Here is a 26,799-nt window from a genome sequence, read left to right as displayed (position 1 = left end):
CTATGACGAAAAAACTACTTTTATTTACTTTTTTTCTAGGAAACCTGTTTGTTCATGGACAAACGGACTATGGAATTCTTGTAATTTCTACTTTATCACCTTCTCGTGGATGGGACGGCAGTCATGCCGGTAGCTTAAGCCTCACGTTGGGGAACAAATCGATATTTAAAAGTAGCAGTACCAGCGATGAAGTTGAAATTGAATATGATTTTTTCTATGTTACAGACAACCCTTCCAAAATAGATTACAGGAGTGCAACAGCAGGAAACAAAAATGATACCGATTGTCAGATTAAAGACTCTACTCCTTTTAATATTGCGACTTTTAGCAGAGATGCTTTTGGAGGTTGTATTGGCGATTTTGAAGTATTAAGTATGAACATACCAATTCCTGTTTATCCTGAAACCAATCAAAAATGTGTAGAAGATATTATTACCCTTAAAAATGGCTGGAATTGGCAGTATCAATTTGATGGTGCTGGTTGGGCACCATTTCCATCACAGTTTCAGGAAAAAGCGTCCATTTCATTCCAATTAAAAGATTTACCAAATTATAAAAGTACAGGCGATGTACGATTTAGAGCCGGATATCAACAACAATTTGCTAAAATCGTAACCTATAATATCATACCGTGTTCTCCAAGATTAGGCAATACGTCAGATCCGAACTATACCACTTGCAGTTACAGCAATGGCGGTGTAACCTTTACTTTTAGCAGACCTCTGGAACCGGGTGAAAAATACCTTTTCAATCGCAATCCTGTAGGTAGTACTTTTATTACTGATGCAACTTCAAATGATCCTGACGTAGAAAAAATTTCTGCACTTAGTTACAAGTGGAAAAATATACCCGTTGGTGTGTATGAATTTAAGTATCAGACACAGTTTGGAAGCAATACCCCGTCTACTTTGTCGCCAGTAACGAAGTTCGAAATCAAACAAAGTACCCCCTTAACTTTTACAGCAACAGCAGTACAGCCAGTCTGTAGTACCGACGAAAAAGGGATTCGTATAACAGCTTCCGGAGGATCAAACTCTTACTATTACCTTTTAGACGGTGAGCCATTATCGCAAAAACATGCTTTTACAAGTCCTCATACTATAAAAATAACAACAGACGGTGCTCATAAAGTGATCGTTGTAGACAGCTCTGATTGCATAGAACAATAACATTATGAAAAAAATAATATATCTTTTTTTATTAACTGTAATACTCTTATCTGGCAGTAAGACTTATTCGCAAAAACTGTACATCGTCCGTCATAGTATGGGAAGCTGTGTCAACGAATGCGCTGCATTACAGTCTTATTTCTTTATGTCCGGCAACACCTACATTGCACCAGTTGCAGAATTTGGAGATTATCATGTATTTAATGTCCCTCCAACCTATGTTGAACTAATTTCGATAGCCGATACCAGTTTTGGCTGTGCCTGGCGTGATCCTATGGCCTGTTATGAACAGAGTACAATTAACATGAATGATTGTTTTTGGGGAATAACCAATGCCGTTTTACCCGAACCAGACGTATATACCAACTTGTTTTGTGATAAAAAAACACTTACCGCGGTAAGCTGCCCGGGACCCTATCGTTTTTCATGGGAATACAGCACTAATGGTATAAATTTCACTCCTATGAACATTACTACCACACCCAATCAAAGCTTTGAATTTGTCAAAGCCAATTATCCCGCTTTAAACAATTATACGGGAACTATCATTTTCAGGGTTTTAATTGATTCTGACCCAAATGCTCCTGATGAAAATGTATATTCTAATGTGGCTACTTACAATATTATACCTTGTTCTCCTAAACTTTCTGCTACCTCCGACCCAAACTATACCACTTGCAGTTACAGCAATGGCAGCGTAACCTTTACTTTTAGCAGACCTCTGGAACCAGGCGAAAAATACCTTTTCAATCGCAATGCTGTAGGTAGTACTTTTATTACTGATGCAACTTCAAATGATCCTGATGTAGAAAAAGTGTCTGCACTTAGTTACAAATGGAAAAATATCCCTCCGGGACAGTACCAATTTAAATTTCAAACACAGTTTGGTAACGGTACGCCTTCTACTTTGTCAGCGGTAACAAATTTCGAAATCAGACAAAATACAGCCTTAACTTTTTGGGCAACGGCAATACAACCTGAATGCAGTAACAGCCTAGGCTTCATAGAAATACATGCGGCCGGTGGAACAAGTCCGTACTTCTACATTTTAGACGATCAGACCGAAGTTGTAAACGGCCAGACAGTACCTAAAAAAGTTGGATTTTCCGGTTATCACCAAATCCCGATTACAGCAGACGGCGGGCACAAAGTAGTCGTTGTTGATGCTTCTAATTGTATTGAAAACTAACTATAAAATACTATCTAAAATGAATAGAACATTACTCTATCTGATATTATTTATGGCATCAATGACCCTGCAAGCTCAAACCGAGTACGGACTACTTATCAATACCGATTTGGAGCCTAGAACTGAACGCGAGCAAACTCAGGGATCATATGATATCTTTTTTTTGGGCAATAGTTTAAATTTATTCCCTAATGGTACGTATCAACCAATATCGCAAACTGATTTTTTCTATGCAACACCTGATCCGGTAACGAAAAGAATAGATTTTAGTTGTTTTAGTATGCATCAGGACTGCTACATTGAAAAGAATACTTTCATTGAAACAAATGGACCTCAATATGTCACTTTTTTTTCTGGATGCTTTGCTTCCTCATCAATACTTTTATTACATCTGACAAATACAAGCTCTAAAACTAGCTATTGTGTTAACGAAACAATCAATTTTGAAAATGGTTTCAATTGGCAATATAGTTATGACGGTCAAAATTGGGCTAATTTCCCAGGTGACTTTCAATCCTATCCGTCTATTTCATTCAAAATATCAGAGCTTGAGAATTATAATGGAAAAACTACAATTCATTTTAGAACTGGTTATCAGACGCATTTTACCAATATAGTTACCTACGGTATTATCGGCTGTTCGCCTGAGTTGGCAGAAAAAAAACCAACTACAACTGCTGTCGAATGTGCTAATACAGCTACCGGAAGTGCTACTCTAAAGTTTGAATCACTGCTAAAAAAAGACGATCAGTTTCTATTTAATCTGTTCCGCGTCAATCCGGTGGCACCGGATACTGGTTTTATCAAAAGTATTAAAGCATCAGAAGAAGAAACTAAAAATAAAACCTATACCTGGAATGGAATAGCGGCGGGGACATACACCATAAAATACCAGGCACAAAGTACTGCCGATAATGGTCAACAAGTAGGATTAAGTGCTATCGTTACAGATCCTTTTACGATTGATGAAAAAGTTCCATTAACTTTTACGACTACGGCCGTACAGCCGGCTTGCAGCACAGATCTAAAAGGAATATTAATCACTGCCTCAGGGGGAACCCCTCCCTACTATTATCTTTTAGACGGAGAACCCTTGGCACAAAAACATCTTTTTACAAATCCACATACCATACCCATAACGGAAGATGGACCACATACCATTAAAATCGTTGACAAATTCGATTGCACAGAACAATAAATTCCCGAACAACCATATTATTATGAAAAAAATCTACTTATTACTACTGCTTCTTATGAGTTTCTTGGGGTATTCTCAAGCTCCGGACCCTCAACCGGCAGTTAACGGAGCCAGAACGATTACAATCACAACACCAAAAGCAATTACAGTTTCTGCTGGTACTTTGAGTTATACCAATACAACAGAAAATGGCAGAGCCAATGGTACGTTTTCTGTTATTTTTGAAGGAGGTACAGGCGACTACGTTTATTTCTTTTTCAAAGACGGGCAGCCTTATACTCCCGTTTCATGGACTTCACTGCCAGCCGGAAGCTACGTCATGTATGCAAAAGACAAAGACAGGGTTTGTAGAAGTGCTGATGTTTCTTTCGTAATTTACGAACCTGGAAAATTAGTCGTTAGTACGCCAAAACCAACTAATATATTGTGTCCGGGAGGAACAGGTAGCCTAACCGCATCAGCTGTTGGAGGTTATCCGTATAGTGCAACACCAATAGACAGAACATATAATTATACCTGGTACAGCTGTGATGCAGCCGGAAATAACTCCAGTAAAATTTCGGGACCAAGCATAACCCCTGGTATCACGGGACAAAATGCCGGTTATTATAAAGTTATTGTTACCGATAGTAAGAATAATCCAGCTTCGGGACCTGTAGTATTATTAGAGCCTAATCCTCAAATCGGATCCGCTGTGCTTTCTAAAAAAGACGTTAGCTGTTTTGATGGTAATGATGGGGAAATTAGGGTAAGTCTGAGCGGAGGAAGCGGTACACTTACCGTACTTTGGAATGACGGTGGTACAGGTGCAACCAGAACGGGCTTAAAAAAAGGAGATTACTCGTATACCGTAACAGATGTTAATAATTGTACTTTTTCCAACGGTGTAATAACCAAAATTACGCAGCCGCCAGCGGCATTAGCCATCACAAACATAACACAAACACAACCTACATCGACTGTTGCAACCGACGGTACCATTACCGTAACAGCAACGGGAGGAACTGCTCCCTATACTTACATATGGACTAAAAACGGTCAGCCTTTTAGTGCCAATACTAATGGCGCAGGGCTTACTACTGGCTTAGGAAACGGTATGTACAAGGTAACAGTAATAGATGCAAAAGGATGTAGCATCTCAAGCGAAATAATCGAATTAAAAGCACTGGCCGTAGTCTTGCAAGATCAGACCAATATTAAATGTAAAGGCCAGCCTACTGGTAGTATAACCGTAGTAGCAAGTGGCGGAACACTAAACACTAGTACCCCTAACTATAAATTTCAATGGTTGTTAAACGGAACTGAAATGCCCGGTAAAGAATCGGCAACTCTAAGCGGAATTCTTAAAGGAAATTATACCGTAAAAGTAACCGATGCTAATAATAGTATCTTCTCTATAGTTTATACCATCTCAGAACCTGCAGACGTCCTTAGTATAACAAACTCAATTGCGCAACGCCGCAATGTTTCCTGTAATGGTGGGAATGACGGAGCCATAGACATTACTGTTTCGGGGGGAACCGGAGCTTATAGTTATTTATGGAGTAACGGCAGTACAGCCTCAAGACTGAGCAATGTTCCTGTTGGTACCTACTGGGTGGCCGTTACCGATGAAAATGGCTGTCCTGCACGATTAGACAATATCCAAATTACCCAGCCTAATCCAATTGTTGTTCCAACACCAGCTATTAAAAATGTGGCCATTTTTAATCAAAATACTGGTTCAATACTATTCCCTGCTGATCCAGCAGGAGGTACTCTGGCTTTCCAATACAAATGGACCCGTGCCGGTGATCCGACTTTTCCGAGAACAACAAGAGATATAACAGCTCTGAAAGCGGGAACTTATCGTTTAGAAATTAGAGATGCTAATGCAAATGCTGCAGACAATGCGGGATGTATCGTTACAAAGGACTATACGGTAACCGAATCGGACTTATTGGAAGTTCAGATTAAAGAAACCCAATTTATTAAATGTAACGGAGATTCTAATGGAAAATTGGTCGCTCTTGCTAAAGGTGGAATTGCACCTTACAAATACGTATGGAAGAAAAATGGAATTGTACTTCCGTCTGAAACTACATCGGAAATCACAAATTGTGGTGTTGGTCAATACAGCGTTACCGTAACCGATTCGGCAAATCCTGAACCAGCGGGTCCTTTTGCAAAAGCAGAACAACTCAACTATAAACTCAACGAGCCAGATGAATTAATAGTAAAATTAACAAAGCAAACTGATGTTTTATGTTTTGGTGCCGCAACTGGTGCTATTGATATTACTATCACAGGAGGAACCGGTCCTTATACACAACAATGGACTAAAAACGGTGTGAATTACTCCACCGCAGATGATCTGTCAAATCTTACAATAGGAAGTTATACCGTTACCGTAAAAGATCAGGCCGATCATGGTTGTACTGCAACACTTAATGTGCCTGTAGTGATCACGCAGCCTGCTGCACCTTTAAAAATTGAAAGTGCAACCCTAGTTGACCTAACCGGTTTTGAAACCAAAAACGGTAGCATAGCGGTAACCGTGTCAGGTGGAAAACCTAACTATAGTTATGAGTGGACAAAAGATGCATCGCCAACCATAATTGGTTCAGCTTCTTCCATCGGAAATTTAGCTATTGGTACTTATCATTTGATCGTTAGAGATGCAAATGGCTGTAGTCTTCCACAGGTAGATTACAAAATTACACAGCCCGACAAATTTGAGATCATCAGTATCATACAGACTCCAAATACAAATGTTGCCTGTTATGGCGATGAGCCAGGTATATTTACGGCTGTCGTACGAGGCGGTGTGAAAGCCTATACTTTTGAATGGTTAAATACAACAACCGGAGTAAAACATAAACATACCGAAAGTACCAAAGACGATTTAACCAGTTCGGAAGCTATAGAATTAGGAGCCGGAGATTATGTTATTACCGTAAAAGATCAGCAAAACAACATTCTTTTTGGAACAAACACTTTCACCATTACACAACCGGATAAACTGGCCTTTACCTACACCAAAACGGAGGTATCCTGTCATAATGGAAATAATGGTACCGTGCAGTTAAACATCGTTGGAGGAACTAAGTTCGCCGACATTGCAAAACCGTACACTATCGTAGCAAGTGGTGGAACAGTTGATACTAAAACCGGACTTATTACGGGATTGTCTAACGGAAGCTACACCATATTTATAAGTGATGCTAACGGATGTCAGACACAAGTACAAACTGTTGGTATTACTGAACCAGCAAAATCTCTTTTCATCAGCAGCGAGACGGTTATACCAACAACAGGTTTTGGTTTGTCGACCGGTAAAATTGCAATTACCGTAGAGGGTGGAACTCCGGGATATACCTACCAATGGAAAAATAATTCGAACACGGTAGTAGGGACTAATAGTCCTGCCTTAAACAATGTTCCTGCAGGAGTTTATACCGTTTTGATAACCGACTCAAAACTATGTACGATCACCAACAGTTATACAATAGAACAACCAACAAAACCTGTATTGACCGAAACTCATTTACAGGCAAAATGTAACGGTTTAGTAGGCTCTTTAGAAGCTATTGCAACCGGAGGAGCAACTTTTACACAAAACCAAATTGATAGAATTTACACTTACAAACTAAGAAATAAAACAACCGGAACTGTTGTAACTATTGTTCAAAACACAGCCAGTTTTAAAAACATAGCAGACGGAGACTACGCACTTACCGCTACCGATGTGGGTAATGTAGACTCAAATACTATTGACGTAACGTTTAAACAGCCTACTGCCGTTACGGTAAACTTAACCTCAAAAACTCCCGTGAGTTGTTTTGCGGGACAAGACGGAGCAATTCAAATAGCTGTTACTGGAGGAACACCTTTCATTGTAAATGGTGCTCCAGTTTATAACTATCAATGGAAAAAGAGAAATACCGCCACCAATACTTACGAAAACTTTACACCAGTAGCCTTAAACGCCCTAACTGAAGGCGATTATGCAGTAGAAGTTCGTGACGCCAATTACAATTCAGCTGATGCAACCCATTGTATCGGAATTCTGGAGAACATCGTCATCACACAACCGGCAGATTTTGGATTTGACGTTGATAAAATTACCTATATCAACCCTACAGCCCAAAACGGAAATGACGGTGCACTGCATTTTGAAATTATAGGAGGAAAACCAAATTTTGAGTATAAACTCTACACTAAAGATGCGCAGGCTAACATAACAGTTCTAAAAACAATTTCAAATACAGCAGCCAAAATGGTCGACTTTACAGGTTTAGTTAAAGATCACTATTATGTATCCGTTCAGGATGCAACTGGCTGTACAAAATACGCTGATTTTGACTTTACCGATAATCCGTTAACCATAACAATCAGACAAACTCAGGACATGACCTGCTTTGAATCCAACAATGCGATTCTCGAAGCAACCGTAGCCGGAGGTTTTGGAACCAAAAAAATTAGTTGGTACAGAAACAATACCTTATTGCCAAATGAAAACAGCATCAAACTCATCAATGCCAAAATAGGTACTTACTACGCTGTTGTAAAAGATTCAAAAGCAATTGAAGTAACCACTACTCCAATAATCATAACTCAGCCGGATTATATAACCTTTACATCCGTTCCCGAACCTGTAAAATGTTTAGGAGATACAAACGGAAGTATTGCTATCACAGCAGCAGGAGGAAATGGAATATTCAGATCCCGTTATTTCCAAAATGGAATACTGGTTAAAGACTGGACCAATTTCGCGAACGGAGCAAAAACCACTATTACTGATTTAGCTGATGGGGAATACACCATTCAGGTACAAGACACACAGCAATGTACAAGCACAGAGGCGACTGTAAAAATTACGTCTCCAACTGCTTTAATAATTAGCAAAATTGTATCAACTCCTGCTACAGGAAAAGGACTAAGCAACGGATCTCTGAACATAACCGCACAGGGAGCCAATGGTGCCTACACCTATAACTGGTTCAAAAGCGATGGTACAGCATTGAATCAGACCACAGCCACAGCAATAAATCTGGCTGCCGGAAACTACTATGTTATCATTAAAGATGCTAAAAACTGTAGTTTAACTTCACAGCTATTACAAGTTACCGAACCGCCTCTACTAGAAACTAACGTAGAAGTACAAAATGTTGTTTTATGTAATGGAGATAAAAACGGAAGTTTGAAACCTATTACAATTGGTGGATTCCTAAAACCAGGTGAAAGCTATACTTATCAGTGGTTTGCAGAAAACAATGCCACCGTATTGGCCACAACGACTACTCTAACAGGTATCGGAAAAGGTTCGTACTATACAATCGCAACAGATTCAAATGGAAACAAAGCTACAAGTCCAATTTTCATCGTTACTGAACCTCAGGTTCTCAACAATACCCTCACCGCTGACTATACTCTTTGTGGAGACTTCAACGACTGGACTATTGATGCTAACCCATCAGGAGGAACACTACCGTATACCTACAGCTGGAATACGGGTGCTCAAACTGCTACCATAAAAAATGTACCACCAGGTTATTATTTTGTCAAAATCACAGACAAACACGGTTGTACCGTTACAAAAAATATTACCATTGTAGCGCCTGTTCATTTGGCAGCGGCCGAAACCATTAAAATACCAACCTGTTATGCCGGTTCTGATGCGACTATTACCTTGACCGCTTCAGGAGGAAAAGCGCCTTATACTTATTTATGGAATACCGGTGAAACCTCAAATGTGTTAAAGAATGCTTCGGCTGGAGAATATAAAGTTGCCGTTACAGACAGCAAAGGTTGTATTATCAATCATACCTACACCATTGTCAATCCACCGAAAGATGTTATTAATATCGGAGAAGATGTGACTTTATGTTTTGATCAGACCTTAACCATTAATGCCACAATTAATGACGATAAAGCCACCTATTCATGGACCTCTGATAAAGGTTTCAAGAGCAATAAAGCTATAGTTACCGTTTCTGAACCTGCAAATTATACCGTTGTTGTTACCAACAAATTGGGTTGTGAGGCTACAGATACCATCAAAATTTCAAGTCAGAATACCCCAATTAGTGCTGAATTTGCCATCTCGAGTCAGGTATTCAAAAACGAAAAATTCATAATCGTTGACATCAGTAATCCTGACGCCGATGAAATCGAATGGGTAATTCCTGCCAATGCAACCGTAATCTCGAAAAACAAAGATTTTGCCGAAATCAGTTTCAGTCAGGCCGGTGAATACGACATTACACTGAACACTAAAAAAGGAAACTGTACTGCTTTTCAAACCAAGTCAATCTTAGTAACTGAAGGAGAATATGAAGAAAACAACCCGGACGATCAGACTTTCAAGAAATTCGATCTGAAAATCTATCCAAATCCGTCAAAAGGAGCTTTTACTGTAGATGTACTGCTGGATAAAGTAATGCCGGCACATGTTAAGGTTTATAATTTGAACAACAACTTACTGATAGATTCAAAAACACAGGAAGGCAAAGACAATTACCTGTTCAACTTTAGTTTAACCGGGCTTCCGTCAGGAATATATTTCGTGTTATTCGAGTCACAGCAAGGAAGTAAATTGAGAAAAATCATTATTCAGTAAACTCTAATTTATCCAGCAAGCAAAAATTATAAATTTCAAATACTAATGGAAATCAAGAAAACAATCTTGATTTCCATGGCCCATAAAGAATGATTTTAAAAAGAATAATTTTAATTACACTACTGCTTTTCACCGGTACCTTTGCTTTTTCGCAAAACTTTAATGTACAGGAGTTAGGCAAAGCGAAACTTATAAATGTCAGTGGTGGTGCATCAGCCAATACCGTATTCTATTCCGGTAATGCCACACGAGAGCCCTTCAGTTATTTTTTGAACGGAAACATCAATTTCAATATTGCCAATCTGTACAACATTCCGCTTTCGTTTTCCTATACCAATCAAAAATTCGGGTACAACAAACCTGTTTTAATGAATCGTCTGAGCATACATCCTTCCTATAAATGGATTACTGCCCATATTGGAGATGTCAGCATGACCTTCTCCCCTTACACGCTGAGCGGTCATCAGTTTACCGGTTTTGGAGTGGATTTAACCCCACAGGGAAAATTTAAAATCAGTGCGATGTACGGACGATTATTAAAAAGTAACGAATTTGATTCAGCCTATCCGGATATTCTGTCTGCTTACAAAAGATTTGGATACGGATTTAAAACCGCTTATTCCCTAGAGAAAATAAACCTGGGACTTACCTTATTTAAGGCAAAAGATCAGATCAATTCTTTAAACAACCCCGTACCTTTTGAACTGGATGTCGCTCCAAAGGAAAATGCTGCCATCAGTTTTGAAACTAATTTTAAACTTTTTCAAAAACTACAAGTCTCTACCGAATATGCCAGCAGTAGTATTACTGAAGATTTAAGAGTTGTGGCAAGTGGAAAAGCAAAAGGAGTTTCCTCGTTTCTATTGGGTAGAAATAGCACTACCACAAGTTATAATGCCTTTAAAGGACAATTGGCTTACCCGGCCGGAAAAGGAACTTTAGGATTAGGTTACGAACGAATTGACCCTAACTACAGAACCTTTGGAGGATACTATTTTAATAACGATTTAGAAAACGTAACCGTTAATGCAACCCAAAGTTTGTATAAAGATAAAGTGTCGCTTGCTTTAAACTTAGGACTTCAGAAAGACAATTTAGAAAAGCAGAAAGAAAGCCAGATGAAACGTTTGGTAACCTCAGCTAATGTCGATTTGAGACCCAATCAAAAATTAAACCTGAACCTGAACTACTCTAACTTTCAATCGTTCACCAACAGCCGTAATCAATTTGACTACATCAATCAGGTTTCAAATTACGAGTATTTAGACACGTTGAACTTCAGACAAGTGAACCAAAATTTAGGTCTGACTGTAAATTATCTGTTAAGAAATGACAAACAACTAAAAAAGCAATTAGTGCCAATTTCTCTATGCAGGATGCCGTAAACCAACAACAAGGAAAGACAGTTGCAGGCGGAGCTTCTACCTATTACAACTCAGCCCTAACCTATTCTCTTGGTTATCCTCAAAAAGAGCTAAGTTTCAACGGTTCCATAAACAATACCTACGGACAAACGGATGGAGGAAAGAGTTTTATTATTGGACCAACAGTTGGCGCTTCCAAATTATTTTTTGATAAAAAACTGAATGCCAATGCCTCGACCAGTTACAACACCAGCTATAACAATGGTCGCAAGCAAAACGATATCTTCAATTTCAGATTGAACGGGTCTTACATTTATCTTGAAAAACACAATTTCAACATGAGTGTCATCACACTATTCAATAAAACAGCCACTGGTAAAAACAATGATATGACTGCTACACTGTCTTATTCGTATTCTTTTGACAAAATCAAAATGCGTCCCAAGAGAGAACCAAGAACAGAGGGAGACATGAACCTTACTTCTATTCTGAAAATAAATCTTAACGGAAAAGCTTTAGAAGGAACACGCGATCAGATTACCGCTCAGTTAAAAGAAATGCAATTGGCACTAAACCCATTACCGGAAAAAGAAAGTACAAATTTAGAGCATTTACTCACACTGGCTTCCCTTACACCGGATGACAAACAGTTCAAAGAAAAAGTACTAGATTACCTGGAAGCTTACAACATTGAAGCTGAAAACGTAAAAAAATACAAAGATTATGTGCTCGAAGCTGCCAAAAAATTAGAAACAGAGATGAAAGACAAAGATGCAAGTCTGGAAAATGCCTATGTTTCGGCTTTAGGAAGAGTAAACAGCCACAAATTACATGGTGTGAATGAAGAAAACATTACCGATAAAACAGCTTACAAGTCCTATCAGAAATTGGTGGAACGAAGTAACAAAAATCGCGATCAGCTTACACGCCACCGATGGATGCTCAAAGAAATTTCGGCATTAACCAAACTTCCCGCTGCCGAAATACAGCAAAATCCCGCTGCAGTAGTTTTTAGTGCAGAAGAAATGGAAGAAGCTTTTAAATCGATAAAAGAAAAAAAATCCGGTTCTGAAATAATAGCCGCTATCGAAGTCAAAATGATACCGTTTTATCATGATCTCGCTCTCAAAAATGCAAACATTGATGAAATCGATCTTAACCATATTCAAAAATAAAAGGAGTGAATACCTACCTGCTAACCTCACAAAAAATGGATAAAATTCAATTACCCAAAATGCTGAAAAACTTACACCTGTACCTGCTGCTGCTCTGCTCCCTAATAGGATTTGAAGGATTTGCTCAAACCTTCCCGATTTCGGTTACCACCCAAATTACGCAGCCATCACCTATTTACCTGAGCAAGTATGCCGATGCGACTACCATAAACAGTCCCATTAAAATTCAATTGCTACTCAACGATTTGAACATCTCCAATCGTCAGGTTCGATTAAAAATATACTTTCAGGGCAATGGAGTTTCGTTCAGCAACAACGATTTTGTTGTAGGAGCAAAACCACTGTATCTCGAAGGAGGATTTCCATTGCAATTAACCAATGTTGATCTGGCTCCCTATTTTCAGTTCCAAAACCTACTGGGATTAAATCCAAATCAATATGCTCAGCCTTTACCCGAAGGAATCAGTAACTTTTATGTAGAAGTATATGATTTTGCCACAGGAAAAAAACTGTCTCGAAAAACGGGTACAACTACCGTTATTTTTCAAAACGAACCTCCCTTCCTGAACCTGCCTTTAAACAATGCTTCGATCATGCAGCAGAACCTGCAGAACATTGTTTTTAACTGGACACCGCGAAGCATCAACGTTAGTAATGTAGAATATGAATTTTCATTAGTCGAGATTTGGGACAATTACACCCCGGTGCAAAATGCATTTGCTTACTCACCACCCCTGTACACCACCACAACCAAAATGACTACCCTGCAATATGGCATGAGTGAACCTCAACTGATTCCCGGCAAAAAATACGCCTGGCGCATCAAAGCAAAAGCCATTTTAGGAGCCGAAGAAATTGGGGTTTTTAAAAACAACGGTTATACCGAAATCTTTGCTTTTACTTACGAAGTATTCTGTACCTCTCCCCTTGCCATTAAAACCGAAAGCATCGGTCAGGATCAGGCCAAGATAAACTGGAGTGGTAACATCGATAACTTTGACTATCAGGTAAACTATCGCGAGAAAAATTCCGGTTCGGAATGGTACAAAGCCGTAACTCCAAGAGAAAATATTACGCTTAGCAACTTAAAGCCTAACACCACCTACGAATATACCGTAGGATCATCTTGTGATGTGGGCAAATATATTCACAGTTCAATATATGAATTCACCACCATTGCCAGAGACGAGATTGTATTTCAGGGCTGTGGAATCAAACCGGATCCAAAAGATCTGACCAACCAAACACCACTTCCGGAACTTTTCCCAAATGATGTAATTTCAGCGGGAGATTTCCCTATTGTAGTCTTGCACGCCACAGGAAGTAACGGTAACTTCTCAGGAGACGGCTATGTAACGCTGCCTTTCTTAGAAAAATTCAGAAAACTCATTGATGCCGCTGAAGCCCTAAGCCCAAAAGATGGTGAAGGCAACTCAAAATGGAACCTGAGCGAAAATACCAGAATCAAAATTACCTTTGATAATATTGGTCTTAATACTGATTTCAAATTAATTTCAGGTGAAATTGTGGCTGGTTATGATGCTAGTAACTGGGATAAATTCCTGGATGTTGATGATATTGCTGATAATTTTCCTGAATTAAACATTTTTGGCCCAAATGATAGTATTCCTGAAGATAATTCTCCTAAGGATAATACAACAATACCTCCAGTTACAGTGCCGCCTGTGAATAATCCAATTACAACTAATCCAGTTACAACTAATCCAGTTGCAACTAATCCGGTCACAACTAATCCAACAACAAATACACCAAGTCCTGGTCAAACGAATCCTGTCGCAACTAACCCAACAAATACAACTACACCAAGTCCTAGTCAAACCAATCCAACCACTGAACCACCGGCACCAGTTAAATCTAATTTTAAATCTATAGCGTTAACAGCTAGAGAAAATAAAACCAATAGAATTGCAAAAGAAGATGAAATATTGTATTATGTTAAAGAGCAATTTAACACTCCAAAAACAAGTTTAGCCCTTACTATTGATCCTGCTTTACCCAAAAGTAAAATAAAAGATAACGTTCATTGGTTTAGAGATGAAACCAAAATAGCTGATACTGAGGGTCTCCTTAAATTCACTGCAAAAGATCTTGACAAAAGCGCAACAATTATTTCGTTAGCAGGTTTTCCAAACGAAAAATCTAGAAAGGTTAATATTAAATTTGTTGATAAAAATGCTGTAGCATGGTCTTTTGTCCCTCCTGCGGTAAGTCAGGTTCTTACTAAGTCTTTTAATGAAATAGACGATAGACTTCAACTTTTAGATCGATATGTAAAAATTGGAAGATACATTAAAATGAAAGTTGATCCAATTAAAATAACGGGATCCAAGTATAATGAAAATGATAAAGAATCTCGACTTTATAAGAAAATGGAAGTTGGTTCAATTTCGGGTGGAATATCTGCGGAAACAAAAGAAGTACTCATTACTCACCCAGTTCTGGATAGACTTTCACGAGCTGGAATTGTTGATATAGGATTATTTTTTAAAGCCGCTTTCGCCGTTGAAGTAGAAGGAGGTGTGGAAAGATATATCCTTGTTGAACAAAAAAAATATCAAAAAAATAATCCATTTCTAAAAGTTGGTCCAAAAGGAAGTCTTACTTTTGGTGTTAAAGCTGAACTAAAAGTAGCAAGAGACCAAGTAAAATTTGAAGCTAAAGGAGCTGTTGAAGTTGCTATAAAAGGTGATGGAACTTATAATTTTTCTACTAATACATTAGTTGTTGAAGGTTATATACCTCCCGCAATTCTTTTTGCTAACGTTCAGATTGGAACTAAAGGTTTTATTGAATTTGAATTAGTAGATTTCCAAAAAAGCGTTGAATTAACAGATAAAATTCCTTTATATGAAATCTCCCACAAATTCTAATCCTACAATAATTGCTATAGTATTAATTTCAACATTATCAATTTCAACATTGATGATGTTCATGTTTGCATTTGAATTTTATAGTAATTATAACATTATAAAAAATCAAAATGAATTTACAAAAATTAAAGTAAAAATAGACTCTTCAGAAGTATCGTACAGTAGAAGCGGAAAAAGCTCATCGTCTTCATCTACGATCTATTACTACTTCAACAAAGGATGCTATATAAGTACCCAAGACACAAAAGGGATACTTTTTAAATACAAAGACTTAAGTTCAGACATCGAAGAATATATGGCTAATCATAGGGATACCATTAATATCTGGTATTTAAATAAAAAAACAGCAAAATATGCTTATGAAAATCAAAAAAAAGTTGACATATCCGAAGAAACGGAGAATAACAAAAGAGTCATTATATTTTCTTTAATTTACATAACCTATCTACTATTACTAATCAAATACAAATCTAAAATATCATGGTCAAACTAAAATTTTATCTATTAATTTTATTATCAAATATCATATATGGACAAAACAATAGTTCAAACATAATTGTTGGAAACGAAGAAGAAACTGAATTATCATTTCAAAAATATGACTCTTTAATTATTAAGAAAGATTTTAAAAAATTGGAAGATGTTAAAAATGATACTCCAGAAAATCTTATAAAATCAATACTTTCTGCGACAACTCAAGAATGGGTTGATTATAATACATTAGGAGGAAGTTTAAAATCAACCAAAAGAAATGCTGATTATTTTACAAAAATAGAACAAATGGATAGAGATAAAAATTATATCCAATTAGTTCATAAAGTCATTTTTCAAATCGGAGGAGTACCTACCGAAATTGTCAAATTTTATTTTAAACAAGAAAATTCAAAAATTACCTCAGGATGTTATGTTTTACAGAAAATTGATAATCGTTGGTACAAAGTTTCTAATTCTACCACAGCAAATCTTTCCATTTTGATTATGAGACTAAAAACAGATGTATTACTAGAATTGTTCTCAGGAAAAATCACCAATCCCAAGTTAAAAGAAGTGTACAACAAAATATATTCGGGTAAAGTATTAGATTTAAGAAAATTTGAAAATACATTTTTATCGTGGTACAGCCCAATTAAAAACAATGAAATCCTAAACTTAACTATAGATTCTAAAACTTGGTAAAATGAAAAATATACTCCTGTTAATTATACTATTATCTTCCATTAAAAGCAATAGTCAAAGTATAGTAACCACAAAAGCAAAGTTTACAAACATCTTTGAATTTTCAAATGTACACGATTATACACAACGAGAAAGAGATACCTTACTTTCAAGTAAAAATCTAGACAAATTACCTGAAAAAATAATTTTTAATTCATTAGGAAATGACACGTTAAGCTCTATAAAATTATTAACAAAATTTGCAATAATCAGCAACAACAAAACCCATAACTACATAAAATACAACATTATAAAACAAAATGAATCTCCAAAATTAGAAATAATGGATGTAACCTTTAATCAAAACAAATGGGAAAAAAACATACCGGAAGATCAAATTTATACATCAGTAAAAAAAATACTTCAGTTCACCAATGCAAATATTATATTTGAATTTTATAGCAAAGAAAATAATGATTCATACCCCGAAATTAATAAATTAAAGCAATCCATTAAAGATGAAAATAATGTTCTTGATTTATATAAACTAGCTGTTGTAACGGAGCAAAACAAAGCTTCGCTTTCCAAATACCTCGATCAATAACGGCTCAAAACACAAGCTAAACATTCAAAAACTAATTCATCTATAAACACCAAAAGCTCTGGAAATCCAGAGCTTTTTCTATTCAAAAAAACAACAAATCAATCAATTCTCTTTAATCACTTTTTTTTCTGAATAATTAATGCCTAATCCTCCAGCAATATAAACCTTAATCAACTCCTCTGTGTTGATCTTTATGTTTTGATGAAGAACATTACCTTTCACTTTTTTAAGGTCAAAAGGGATCGTTTTGGATAAATAATAATCCCCGCTCGAGATTGTAATCATAAGTGCTTCACCATTTTTAGAAACTAGGGACGTAATCGAAAAATCACCTGTTTTCGAATCTATTTTCATAGGAGGTTGTGAGTCATTAATACTAAGGGTTAGATTCGGATAGATCTTGCCGTTTAATGGCCTGTTTGTTTTTGCATCTAACAACTTCCCTTTTATTGTTATCGAAATTTCTTCCTGAACGGTTTGACTAATGGCTATTTTGCCCAGAATATTACTTTTAGGTACCGATTCATTTATTTCCGTTTTAACCGGAGTTTTTTCCTGTCCTGTAACATTTGAAGCCAGCAAAATAGAAGCTGCTACTGCCGCATACTTCAGATTATTCATTTTGGAAGTCTCCTGGTGTACAAACTCCTCCTCTAACTGTGTTGTTTTTAATCGCGCACAAATGTTCTGATCTTTATTCTCGGCGATGAACCTGGCAACTTCAGAGTTCGTTTTTCGGCTTAAATCAATTACATTCTTGGCACAGGAACTACAAAACGAGCCCTGTGAATTGGGAATCATATTATCAAAATTTTCAGAACAAGGGTTGGCTATTTCTAAAGTGAATTTCTTTTTCATACGATACTATTTTTAGTTTAAACCGTTCAAAGACGATTATACTTCTATAGAGTGCCTTTTAAATGAAAAGGTTGGGAAGAACTAAAAATATTCTTCTTTTTATCATAACTTACCCAAATTGCAAGTACACACATTAATTTTCATAGTTCTGTTTATTTCGCACAAATGATCAAAATTCTTTCAAAGAAGAAATAACAAAACTCATACAGTTTAATATATTTGCAGCTAAAAAAACAAATAATGAAAACATCAAAATATACCAAATTTGCAGTAATTCTTTTGGTTATTGTCTTTTTACTCCTTAGCATAATAAGCTGTAGTGTACATACACAAAGTACTCCTTCCGGTAAAATTCCACCAGGGCAGGCTAAAAAAATCTCCGGAAGTAAAAGTGCTAAAGCTTATGCACCGGGACAACAAAAAAAACAACACTAAAAAACAAAAAGCCTTCTTAAATATTTAAGAAGGCTTTTTATTACTCCAAACATGTTGTTTAAATACACAGATATCGTTATTTATTCCCTGTAGTTTAGAACATTTCACAAATAAAAAGCCTCACTCGCAAAACGAATGAGGCAATATATTAGAAAAGCAGTTTACCGTACTACTTTACAAATTCAATTTTTTGAACTTCTTCTTCATTGACACTGTCAAAGAAGCCTTGTTCGTTCATCCAGTCATCGCTGAATACTTTACTCATATAACGAGAACCGTGATCCGGAAAAATAGCGATAATATTACTGTCTTTAGTAAACTCTCCTTCTTCTGCGTATTGCTTAATAGCTTGCATTACAGCTCCTGAAGTATATCCTACAAATAACCCTTCTTTTCTGGTAATCTCCCTGGCAGAGTGAGCACTTTCTTCATCCGTCACTTTCATGAACTTATCGATGATATCAAAATCTGTAGCCGAAGGAATTAAATTTTTACCTAAACCTTCTATACGGTACGGATAAATCTCTTTGTTGTCGAACTCTTTTGTTTCGTGGTATTTTTTTAATACTGATCCAAAAGCATCAACACCTAAAATTCTAATATTTGGATTTTTCTCTTTTAAGAATTTTGCAGTTCCTGAGATCGTTCCTCCTGTTCCGCTGCAGGCAATAAGATGCGTAATTTTTCCTTTTGTCTGTTCCCAGATTTCTGGTCCGGTAGAGTTATAATGTGCATCAATATTCAACTGATTAAAATATTGATTAATGTACACAGAACCTTTTGTTTCTTCGTGTAAACGTTTCGCTACATTATAGTATGATCTTTCATCATCTGCTGAAACGTGAGCCGGGCATACATAAACTTTTGCACCTAAACTCCTCAACATGTCAATTTTATCTTTCGATGACTTTGAACTTACTGCCAAAATACAATTATAACCTTTTATAATGCTTACCATAGCCAAACTAAAACCTGTATTACCGGATGTCGTTTCGATTATGGTATCACCTGGCGACAGAATACCTTTTTTTTCGGCCTCTTCAAGAATGTATAACGCTATTCTATCTTTTGAGGAATGTCCTGGATTAAAAGCTTCTACCTTTGCGTAGAAATTGCCTTCTAACTCTTCGGTGATTTTATTTAGTTTAATAAGGGGGGTATTGCCTATTAATTCTAAAACATTATTATAAGCGTTTATTTCTTCTTTCATAAAAAAATAGTTAATCAAAGGCATTTTAAAATAACCTTGATAGGTTGCAAATTTAACAAAAAAAATCTAATTAGCTTTTAATTTTTTCTAAATCTAATAAAAAACTAAATTCCTTTGCTAAGTCTTTTAAAGCCTCAAAACGTCCTGAAGCCCCGCCATGTCCGGCATCCATATTGGTGTCTAAAAACAATAAATTGCTATTTGTTTTTAAGTTTCTCAATTTGGCTACCCATTTGGCAGGCTCCCAATATTGCACCTGCGAATCATGCAATCCGGTAGAAACATACATATTAGGATAATTTTGAGCTTTTACATTATCATACGGCGAGTACGACAACATATAATCGTAATATTTTTTATTGTTGGGATTTCCCCATTCATCATATTCTCCTGTGGTCAACGGAATACTGTCGTCCAGCATTGTGGTAATAACATCTACAAAAGGCACCTGAGCAATCACTCCATTGTACAGTTCCGGTGCTTCGTTTGAGATAACTCCCATTAAAAGTCCTCCGGCTGATCCTCCTTCTGCATACAAATGTTTAGAAGAAGTGAATTTTTCGTTAATTACAAATTTAGAGCAATCGATGAAATCTGTAAAGGTATTTTTCTTTTTTAACAGTTTTCCATCTTCATACCATTGTCTACCTAAATCTTCTCCCCCTCTGATATGGGCAATTGCGTAAACAAAACCACGATCCAGTAATGAAAGTCTTGTCGAAGAAAAATAAGTATCCATTGTGATTCCGTAAGAACCATAAGCATAAAGAAGTAACGGATTTTTACCGTTTCTTTCCAACCCTTTTCTGTAAATCATTGAAATAGGCACTTTAACACCATCTCTGGCTGTCGCCCAAACACGCTCTTCAATATAATTTTCTTTATCAAATTTCCCTCCTAAAACCTCTTGCTCTTTTAAAACTTCTTTGGTTTTAGTCTTCATATTGAAATCGATCACAGAAGATGGTGTTGCCAGCGATTGATAACTGTAACGCAAAATATCCGTATCAAAATCAACATTTGTTGTGGTATATGCGTTATACGTTTCGCTGCCAAAAGGCAAATAATAATCGGGCTCACCATTCCACGGCATAATGCGAATGTGATTCAAACCATTTGAGCGTTCTTCCACCACTAAATAGTTCTTAAAAATTTCAATATCTTCCAATAAAACATCTTCACGATGCGGAATAAGATCTACCCAATGCCTTTTTCCTGTTTTGTTTTCAGGAGTTTTCATCAGCTTGAAGTTAGTTGCCTTGTCTTTATTCGTTAAAATATAAAACGAATCTTCATAATGCGAAATACTGTACTCCAGCCCACGCACACGGGTCTGAAATACTTCAAACTCCCCGTCCGGGTTATCAGAATTCAAAATTCTGTATTCTGTAGTTAAGGTACTTCCGGAACCAATTACGATATATTTTCTTGATTTCTCTTTACTCACAGAAACATTAAAAGTGTCATCAGTTTCATTAAAAACCAAAACATCCTTTGCAGCATCTGTATGCAATTTGTGTCTGAAAATTTTATCCGCTCTTAAAGTTACCTGGTCTTGTTTGGTATAAAAAACAGTTTTATTATCATTGGCCCAAACCGATCCTCCAGTTGCATTTTCGATTTTATCTTGTAAAATTTCTCCCGTTTCTAAGTTTTTAAACTGAATTGTGTAAATTCTTCTTCCTACAAGATCAACTCCAAAACTTGCAAATTTATTATCAGGGCTTATACTTAAACCTCCTAATTTAAAATAAGCATGTCCTTTTGCCATTTCATTGCAATTGAATAAAATTTCTTCGGTTGCTGAAAGACTTCCTTTTTTTCTGGCAAAAATTGGATAATCCTGACCTGTCTCAAAACGAGTAATGTAAAAATATCCGTTGTAAAAATAAGGAACAGAGGAATCATCTTCTTTAATTCTTCCTTTCATTTCTTCATACAAATCTCTCTGAAGCCCTTTTATATGTGAAGTCATACTCTCGTAATAGGCATTTTCCTGATTCAGATAATCAATTACCTCAGGGTTTTCGCGATCATTTAACCAGAAATAATTATCGACTCTGGTTTCTTTATGTTTTTTTAGTGATTTTGGAACTTCTTTGGCTATTGGGGCCACTATATCGTTTTGCATTGATTGAGCATTAGTTTTTAAATACGAAGCAGCAAAAATACTATAAACGCAACAGAACCAAATTAATTTTTTCATAAAATATATGTTGCTTTCATACAGCAATATACTAATTTTGTACGGAATAATTTAAAAATCAACTAAAATGGATTTAATGGGAATGATGGGTAAACTTAAAGAAACCCAGCAAAAAATTGAAGATACAAAAAAACGTTTAGACACCGTTTTGATTGATGAACAAAGCGCTGACGGATTATTAAAAATAACATTAACAGCAAATAGAAAAGTAAAATCAATCAGTATTGATGATTCTTTATTAGAAGATAAAGAACAACTTGAAGACTACCTTATTGTAACTCTGAATAAAGCAATAGAAAAAGCAACAAGCGTAAACGAAAGAGAATTGGATGCCGTTGCCAAAATGGATATGCCAATGATTCCGGGAATGGATAATCTTTTTAAATAAGACTAAGCAACAAGTGGCAAAGGCTCAGAGTAGCAAAGGAACAAAGGTTTTGACTTTTTCAAACTTGAGTGCTATAAACAAAAAAAGATACTCAGATCTGTGTATCTTTTTTTTGTTTAAATCTTTGTCCCTTTGAGCCTTTGCAGCTCTGAACCTTTAACTAAAACTTCTGCAACGTTTCAATTACATAAGTATGCATTACTTCTTTGTAATCTAAATGTGTGACAATTCTGAGCTTATTATGTCCCATCGAGCTTATTAAGATATTTTTTTGTTTTAACTTTTCAATCAAAAGCTGATCACTATATCCTTCTGCCAAAGAAAAAATCAAAATATTCGTTTCTACAGGCTCTATTGCTGAAACCCAAGATTTTGTACTTAATACAGCCGCAATTTCTTTAGCTCTTCTGTGATCTTCTGCCAGTCTTTCAATATTATGTGCCAAAGCGAACAATCCCGCTGCGGCCAAATATCCTACCTGACGCATTCCTCCACCAAGTATTTTCCTGATTCTCAACGCTCTACGAATATCTTCTTTCGTTCCAAGCAGTACAGAACCTATTGGAGCGCCTAATCCTTTAGACAGACAAACCGATATTGTATCGAAAATTGCTCCAAATTCTTTTGGGTTTTGTCTTTTTGCCACCAATGCATTCCAAATTCTGGCTCCATCTAAATGGAATTTCAAATTATTAGCATCGCAAACTTTTTTTATCTCTCTTAAATCTTCTAATTCATAACAAGCCCCACCTCCTTTATTGGTGGTATTCTCTACACAAACCAAACTGGTTAACGGACTGTGATAAAACTCAGGATCATTAATTGCTGCCGCAACCTGACTGGCATTTATCATCCCTCTATGTCCGTCTAACAAACAACAGGATACACCGCTGTTGAACGAAACCCCTCCTCCTTCATAATGATAAACATGAGCATATTTATCTGCAATCAATTGTTCTCCGGGCTGTGTATGTAATTTAATTGCGGTTTGATTTGCCATAGTTCCAGACGGAAAAAAAAGCCCGGCTTCCATACCAAAAAACTCAGCAACTCTAGTCTCTAATTCGATAACTGTAGGATCTTGCCTGTATACGTCATCCCCAACATGAGCATTAAACATATACTGCAACATTTCATATGTTGGTTTAGTAATGGTATCGCTAATTAAATTTATTTCCATATTCTAAAAACTATATCTTATTTTTGTACAGCAAAATTACGTATTACTGTTAGTTAATTTTGGTAAGTTTCAGTAAATTTTAACTTCCCGATAACGATAGAACCAAATTAACGTAATATTTGTAAAAAACATATAAAACTACTATTAATTTATGACAACGACCGAACAAATAAAAGGTATTGTGGAGCGCCTTGGTGCGTTGAGGAGGTATCTTTGACGTTGATGCCAAACTAATCGAAATTGCGAACGAGGAAGAAAAAACTTTTGCACCTGATTTTTGGAACAATGCAAAAGAAGCTGAAGTTATTGTTAAAAACCTTCGAAACAAGAAAAAATGGATCGAAGATTACAACAAAGCAATCGAACTTACTGATGAATTGCAACTTGCGTATGATTTTTATAAAGAAGGCGAACTTTCTGCAGCAGAGTTAGACGAACATTACAACACTACTCAGGCTCATATTGAAAACATCGAATTTAAAAACATGCTTTCGGATGAAGGAGACAGTTTAAGTGCCGTAGTACAAATTACAGCCGGAGCCGGAGGAACAGAAAGCTGTGACTGGGCCGGAATGCTGATGCGTATGTACATGATGTGGGGAGAAAGTTACGGTTACAAAATCAAAGAACTCAACTTTCAGGAAGGTGATGTAGCCGGAATTAAAACCGTAACTTTAGAATTCGAAGGGGATTATTCTTTCGGTTATCTAAAAGGCGAAAACGGAGTGCATCGTTTAGTGCGAATCTCTCCTTTTGACAGTAATGCCAAGCGTCATACTTCGTTTGTATCTGTTTATGTCTATCCGCTTGTTGATGATAGTATCGAAATTGACATTAATCCTGCCGATATCGAAATTACAACTTCCCGTTCCAGTGGTGCCGGAGGGCAAAACGTAAATAAGGTCGAAACCAAAGTGCAATTAGTACACAAGCCAACCGGAATTCAGATTCAATGTTCTGAAACAAGATCTCAACAGGACAACAGACAACGTGCTATGCAAATGTTACGTTCTCAATTGTATGAAATTGAGTTAAAGAAACAACAAGCACAACGTGCCGATATCGAAGCCGGAAAAATGAAAATCGAATGGGGCTCACAAATACGTAACTACGTAATGCAGCCTTATAAACTAGTAAAAGATGTTCGTACAGGCTACGAAACCAGCGATGTTGATGGGGTTATGAATGGAAATATAGATCCGTTCCTAAAAGCCTACTTAATGATGATGGGACAGAAAGAGGAAGAATAAATTAGTAATCAGTTTTCAGTCGTAGTTTTCAGCTCACTGAGACTGACAACTGAGATCTAATACTGAAACTGAATACTGAAACTGAAAACTTAAAAGAAAAAGTTATGATAAAATGGGCAGATGTAATTCATTTTACAAATAAAGGAAATCCGATACCGGAAAAAAGAGTAGAAAAAACGGAGGAAGAATGGAAACAGCTTTTAACTCCTGAAGAATTTCAGGTAACCCGATTAAAAGGTACCGAAAGATCCTTCAGTTCTGAACTTTGCAGTTTGTTTGATCCCGGAATTTATGAATGTAAATGCTGCGGAACTTTATTATTTGATGCTTCTGAGAAGTTTGAGTCAGGAACGGGATGGCCCTCATTTACTCAGCCTTTAAAAGAAAATGCAATTGCATACCATGCCGACAAATCATACGGAATGATTAGAGTTGAAGTCGTTTGCAATACCTGTGATGCCCATTTAGGACATGTTTTTCCTGACGGTCCTGAACCTAGTGGTCTGCGATATTGTATTAATGCAGTTTCTCTTTCTAAAATTAAATAAATTAAAAATCGATTCCTTCTAACAAAGTGAATCGATTTTTTTTATTCCATGCTTTTTTTCAAATGATTTGTATTATATTTGTAAGCCACTACTTATCAATAAATTAATTATTGATTTTCCATTTCAATTCAAATCGAATCCCCTTCATTCGTATCAAGAAACCAGCGGTACTAACTTAAATACAAACTAAAAAACTATTAACAAATAAACCTTTAAAATGTTAATATTGTAATATTTAAGCTATTATTCTAAACATATTTCAACAAACCCATAAATAATATTAGGTAATTAAAATCTAATTGATTTTATTTGGGAAAAATTAACCCTATAATCTATTACATTCATTAAATGAAATCCTATTCAATTCAAGAAATTAACGAAGTAATCAATGGCGTAATTTACGGCACTACTTCACAAAGCATTACAGCCACAGAGCAACTAGAAAAAGCGACAACTTCAGAAATTTCATTTATAGGAAACAAAAAATATGAAAAATACTGGTCAACTTCAAATGCATCCATTGCAGTAGTTAACGAAGATATTTCAATAGAGCCAGGGGAAAATCGTGCCTTTATCAAAGTAAAAAATGCCGATCTGGCCATGTCTCAAATTCTGGCCCTTTTTGCCCCACCTGCCCCAATATTCCATACTAATATTCACAAAACTGCTACTGTAGACGAAACAGCTATTATTGGTGAGGGTGCCAAAATTGGTGCCGGCTGCTACATTGGACCAAAAGTAGAGATTGGCTCCAATACTACTATCTATCCAAACGTAACTATTCTTGACGAATCAACCGTTGGTAATAATACGGTTATCTGGTCCGGAACGGTTGTAAGGGAACGTTGTCATATTGGCAACGATTGTATCATTCATCCTAATGCAACAATTGGCGCTGATGGTTTTGGATTTCGTCCATGCAGCGAAAAAGGATTGGTGAAAATTCCACAAATTGGAAACGTAATTATAGGAAACGGAGTTGAGATTGGCGCGAATACTTGTGTAGACCGCGGAAAATTCAGCTCTACTATTCTTGGTGATGGCTGCAAAATTGACAATCTGGTACAAATAGGACACAACAGTAAACTAGGTAAGTTTTGCATCATGGCAGGAAACAGCGGTTTAGCCGGTTCTGTAACTTTAGGAAATGGTGTTATCATTGGTGGAAGCGCTTCCATTAAAGACCATACCACAATTGGTGATGGTGCTGTAGTTGGAGCAGGCTCAGGAGTTATTTGTGATGTTGCTGCCGGAAAAACCATGTTAGGTTATCCCGCCGTAGAAGCCCGAGATGCTTTAAAACAATGGGCCCTTCTAAAACGAATGGTTTGTGATATTAAAAAATAAAAAAATGATGATATAAAAAACCGGAAGTTCG

General features: G+C 36.5%; 19 protein-coding genes. 15 read left to right on the top strand and 4 right to left on the bottom strand.

Features of this window, described 5'->3' with window-relative positions; translation table 11 throughout:
- Positions 1 to 2: 2 nt before the first annotated feature.
- From M4I44_RS13000 to M4I44_RS12955, 10 genes are all read left to right on the top strand, one after another.
- Positions 3 to 1,169, top strand: coding sequence for a hypothetical protein (locus M4I44_RS13000; protein WP_249964944.1), 1,167 nt, complete (start codon positions 3 to 5; stop codon positions 1,167 to 1,169).
- 4 nt (positions 1,170 to 1,173) lie between these two features.
- Positions 1,174 to 2,358 carry a hypothetical protein gene (locus tag M4I44_RS12995; RefSeq protein WP_249964943.1) on the top strand — a complete coding sequence of 395 codons (1,185 nt, stop codon included), beginning with the start codon at positions 1,174 to 1,176 and terminating at the stop codon, positions 2,356 to 2,358.
- Positions 2,359 to 2,377: 19 nt separating this feature from the next.
- Complete coding sequence (locus tag M4I44_RS12990) at positions 2,378 to 3,556, top strand: hypothetical protein (RefSeq protein WP_157495916.1); 1,179 nt, start codon at positions 2,378 to 2,380, stop codon at positions 3,554 to 3,556.
- A gap of 22 nt (positions 3,557 to 3,578) precedes the next feature.
- Positions 3,579 to 10,157 (top strand): T9SS type A sorting domain-containing protein, encoded by a 6,579-nt coding sequence (locus M4I44_RS12985; protein WP_249964942.1) that lies wholly within the window; start codon positions 3,579 to 3,581, stop codon positions 10,155 to 10,157.
- Between the two features lie 89 nt (positions 10,158 to 10,246).
- The gene (locus tag M4I44_RS12980; protein WP_249964941.1) at positions 10,247 to 11,542 is read left to right on the top strand and encodes a hypothetical protein; all 1,296 of its coding nucleotides are present in this window, start codon (positions 10,247 to 10,249) and stop codon (positions 11,540 to 11,542) included.
- Positions 11,527 to 12,696, top strand: a complete 1,170-nt coding sequence (locus M4I44_RS12975) for a hypothetical protein (protein ID WP_249964940.1) — start codon at positions 11,527 to 11,529, stop codon at positions 12,694 to 12,696. The genes M4I44_RS12980 and M4I44_RS12975 overlap by 16 nt, the downstream gene beginning before the upstream one ends.
- 35 nt (positions 12,697 to 12,731) lie before the next feature.
- Positions 12,732 to 15,587: a fibronectin type III domain-containing protein gene (locus M4I44_RS12970; protein WP_249964939.1), complete on the top strand. Its 2,856-nt coding sequence runs from the start codon at positions 12,732 to 12,734 to the stop codon at positions 15,585 to 15,587.
- Positions 15,565 to 16,080, top strand: a complete 516-nt coding sequence (locus M4I44_RS12965) for a hypothetical protein (protein ID WP_249964938.1) — start codon at positions 15,565 to 15,567, stop codon at positions 16,078 to 16,080. Before M4I44_RS12970 ends, M4I44_RS12965 begins: the two co-directional genes overlap by 23 nt.
- Positions 16,068 to 16,763 carry a hypothetical protein gene (locus M4I44_RS12960; RefSeq protein WP_249964937.1) on the top strand — a complete coding sequence of 232 codons (696 nt, stop codon included), beginning with the start codon at positions 16,068 to 16,070 and terminating at the stop codon, positions 16,761 to 16,763. Before M4I44_RS12965 ends, M4I44_RS12960 begins: the two co-directional genes overlap by 13 nt.
- Before the next feature lies 1 nt (position 16,764).
- Complete coding sequence (locus M4I44_RS12955; protein ID WP_249964936.1) at positions 16,765 to 17,346, top strand: hypothetical protein; 582 nt, start codon at positions 16,765 to 16,767, stop codon at positions 17,344 to 17,346.
- Between the two features lie 102 nt (positions 17,347 to 17,448).
- Here the strand turns inward: M4I44_RS12955 and M4I44_RS12950 are convergent, their stop codons facing one another.
- Positions 17,449 to 18,204, bottom strand: coding sequence for a hypothetical protein (locus M4I44_RS12950; protein ID WP_017498218.1), 756 nt, complete (start codon positions 18,202 to 18,204; stop codon positions 17,449 to 17,451).
- A 240-nt stretch (positions 18,205 to 18,444) separates the two neighbouring features.
- Here M4I44_RS12950 and M4I44_RS12945 point away from each other — a divergent pair, with 240 nt between their 5' ends.
- Positions 18,445 to 18,639, top strand: coding sequence for a hypothetical protein (locus M4I44_RS12945; protein WP_017498217.1), 195 nt, complete (start codon positions 18,445 to 18,447; stop codon positions 18,637 to 18,639).
- 169 nt (positions 18,640 to 18,808) lie between these two features.
- Here M4I44_RS12945 and M4I44_RS12940 read toward each other — a convergent pair whose 3' ends face one another.
- Complete coding sequence (locus M4I44_RS12940) at positions 18,809 to 19,849, bottom strand: PLP-dependent cysteine synthase family protein (RefSeq protein WP_026110163.1); 1,041 nt, start codon at positions 19,847 to 19,849, stop codon at positions 18,809 to 18,811.
- A 70-nt stretch (positions 19,850 to 19,919) separates the two neighbouring features.
- Positions 19,920 to 22,055: a S9 family peptidase gene (locus M4I44_RS12935; protein WP_371922977.1), complete on the bottom strand. Its 2,136-nt coding sequence runs from the start codon at positions 22,053 to 22,055 to the stop codon at positions 19,920 to 19,922.
- Between the two features lie 67 nt (positions 22,056 to 22,122).
- Here M4I44_RS12935 and M4I44_RS12930 point away from each other — a divergent pair, with 67 nt between their 5' ends.
- The gene (locus tag M4I44_RS12930; protein ID WP_017498214.1) at positions 22,123 to 22,443 is read left to right on the top strand and encodes a YbaB/EbfC family nucleoid-associated protein; all 321 of its coding nucleotides are present in this window, start codon (positions 22,123 to 22,125) and stop codon (positions 22,441 to 22,443) included.
- A 160-nt stretch (positions 22,444 to 22,603) separates the two neighbouring features.
- On the opposite strand, the gene M4I44_RS12925 is transcribed toward M4I44_RS12930, so the two are convergent.
- A complete protein-coding gene (locus M4I44_RS12925; protein WP_017498347.1) occupies positions 22,604 to 23,623 on the bottom strand; it encodes a low specificity L-threonine aldolase in 1,020 nt (339 codons plus the stop codon).
- Between the two features lie 151 nt (positions 23,624 to 23,774).
- Between M4I44_RS12925 and prfB the strand changes: the two genes are divergently transcribed.
- From prfB to lpxD, 3 genes are all read left to right on the top strand, one after another.
- Positions 23,775 to 24,873 (top strand): peptide chain release factor 2 gene (prfB, locus tag M4I44_RS12920; RefSeq protein WP_249964934.1). Its coding sequence is split into 2 segments (ribosomal slippage): positions 23,775 to 23,837 and positions 23,839 to 24,873, totalling 1,098 coding nucleotides; the frame shifts between segments, so codons are not numbered across the junction.
- Positions 24,874 to 24,977: 104 nt separating this feature from the next.
- Positions 24,978 to 25,421 carry a peptide-methionine (R)-S-oxide reductase MsrB gene (gene msrB, locus M4I44_RS12915; RefSeq protein ID WP_017498345.1) on the top strand — a complete coding sequence of 148 codons (444 nt, stop codon included), beginning with the start codon at positions 24,978 to 24,980 and terminating at the stop codon, positions 25,419 to 25,421.
- 348 nt (positions 25,422 to 25,769) lie between these two features.
- Positions 25,770 to 26,768, top strand: coding sequence for a UDP-3-O-(3-hydroxymyristoyl)glucosamine N-acyltransferase (gene lpxD / locus M4I44_RS12910; RefSeq protein WP_017498344.1), 999 nt, complete (start codon positions 25,770 to 25,772; stop codon positions 26,766 to 26,768).
- Positions 26,769 to 26,799: the final 31 nt, after the last annotated feature.

The organism is Flavobacterium sp. B183 (genome assembly GCF_023539155.1).
Taxonomy (GTDB): domain Bacteria; phylum Bacteroidota; class Bacteroidia; order Flavobacteriales; family Flavobacteriaceae; genus Flavobacterium; species Flavobacterium tructae.
This window is presented reverse-complemented; position numbering and strand designations above follow the sequence as displayed.

Coding starts and splice junctions, on each gene's coding strand:
- M4I44_RS12965 (WP_249964938.1), top strand. CDS start 15,565: ATGAAATCTCCCACAAATTCTAATCCTACAATAATTGCTATAGTATTA.
- msrB (WP_017498345.1), top strand. CDS start 24,978: ATGATAAAATGGGCAGATGTAATTCATTTTACAAATAAAGGAAATCCG.
- M4I44_RS12980 (WP_249964941.1), top strand. CDS start 10,247: ATGATTTTAAAAAGAATAATTTTAATTACACTACTGCTTTTCACCGGT.
- M4I44_RS12955 (WP_249964936.1), top strand. CDS start 16,765: ATGAAAAATATACTCCTGTTAATTATACTATTATCTTCCATTAAAAGC.
- M4I44_RS12995 (WP_249964943.1), top strand. CDS start 1,174: ATGAAAAAAATAATATATCTTTTTTTATTAACTGTAATACTCTTATCT.
- M4I44_RS12935 (WP_371922977.1), bottom strand. CDS start 22,055: ATGAAAAAATTAATTTGGTTCTGTTGCGTTTATAGTATTTTTGCTGCT.
- M4I44_RS12945 (WP_017498217.1), top strand. CDS start 18,445: ATGAAAACATCAAAATATACCAAATTTGCAGTAATTCTTTTGGTTATT.
- M4I44_RS12940 (WP_026110163.1), bottom strand. CDS start 19,849: ATGAAAGAAGAAATAAACGCTTATAATAATGTTTTAGAATTAATAGGC.
- M4I44_RS12960 (WP_249964937.1), top strand. CDS start 16,068: ATGGTCAAACTAAAATTTTATCTATTAATTTTATTATCAAATATCATA.
- M4I44_RS12950 (WP_017498218.1), bottom strand. CDS start 18,204: ATGAAAAAGAAATTCACTTTAGAAATAGCCAACCCTTGTTCTGAAAAT.
- M4I44_RS12990 (WP_157495916.1), top strand. CDS start 2,378: ATGAATAGAACATTACTCTATCTGATATTATTTATGGCATCAATGACC.
- M4I44_RS12985 (WP_249964942.1), top strand. CDS start 3,579: ATGAAAAAAATCTACTTATTACTACTGCTTCTTATGAGTTTCTTGGGG.
- M4I44_RS12930 (WP_017498214.1), top strand. CDS start 22,123: ATGGATTTAATGGGAATGATGGGTAAACTTAAAGAAACCCAGCAAAAA.
- lpxD (WP_017498344.1), top strand. CDS start 25,770: ATGAAATCCTATTCAATTCAAGAAATTAACGAAGTAATCAATGGCGTA.
- M4I44_RS12975 (WP_249964940.1), top strand. CDS start 11,527: ATGCAGGATGCCGTAAACCAACAACAAGGAAAGACAGTTGCAGGCGGA.
- M4I44_RS13000 (WP_249964944.1), top strand. CDS start 3: ATGACGAAAAAACTACTTTTATTTACTTTTTTTCTAGGAAACCTGTTT.
- M4I44_RS12925 (WP_017498347.1), bottom strand. CDS start 23,623: ATGGAAATAAATTTAATTAGCGATACCATTACTAAACCAACATATGAA.
- M4I44_RS12970 (WP_249964939.1), top strand. CDS start 12,732: ATGGATAAAATTCAATTACCCAAAATGCTGAAAAACTTACACCTGTAC.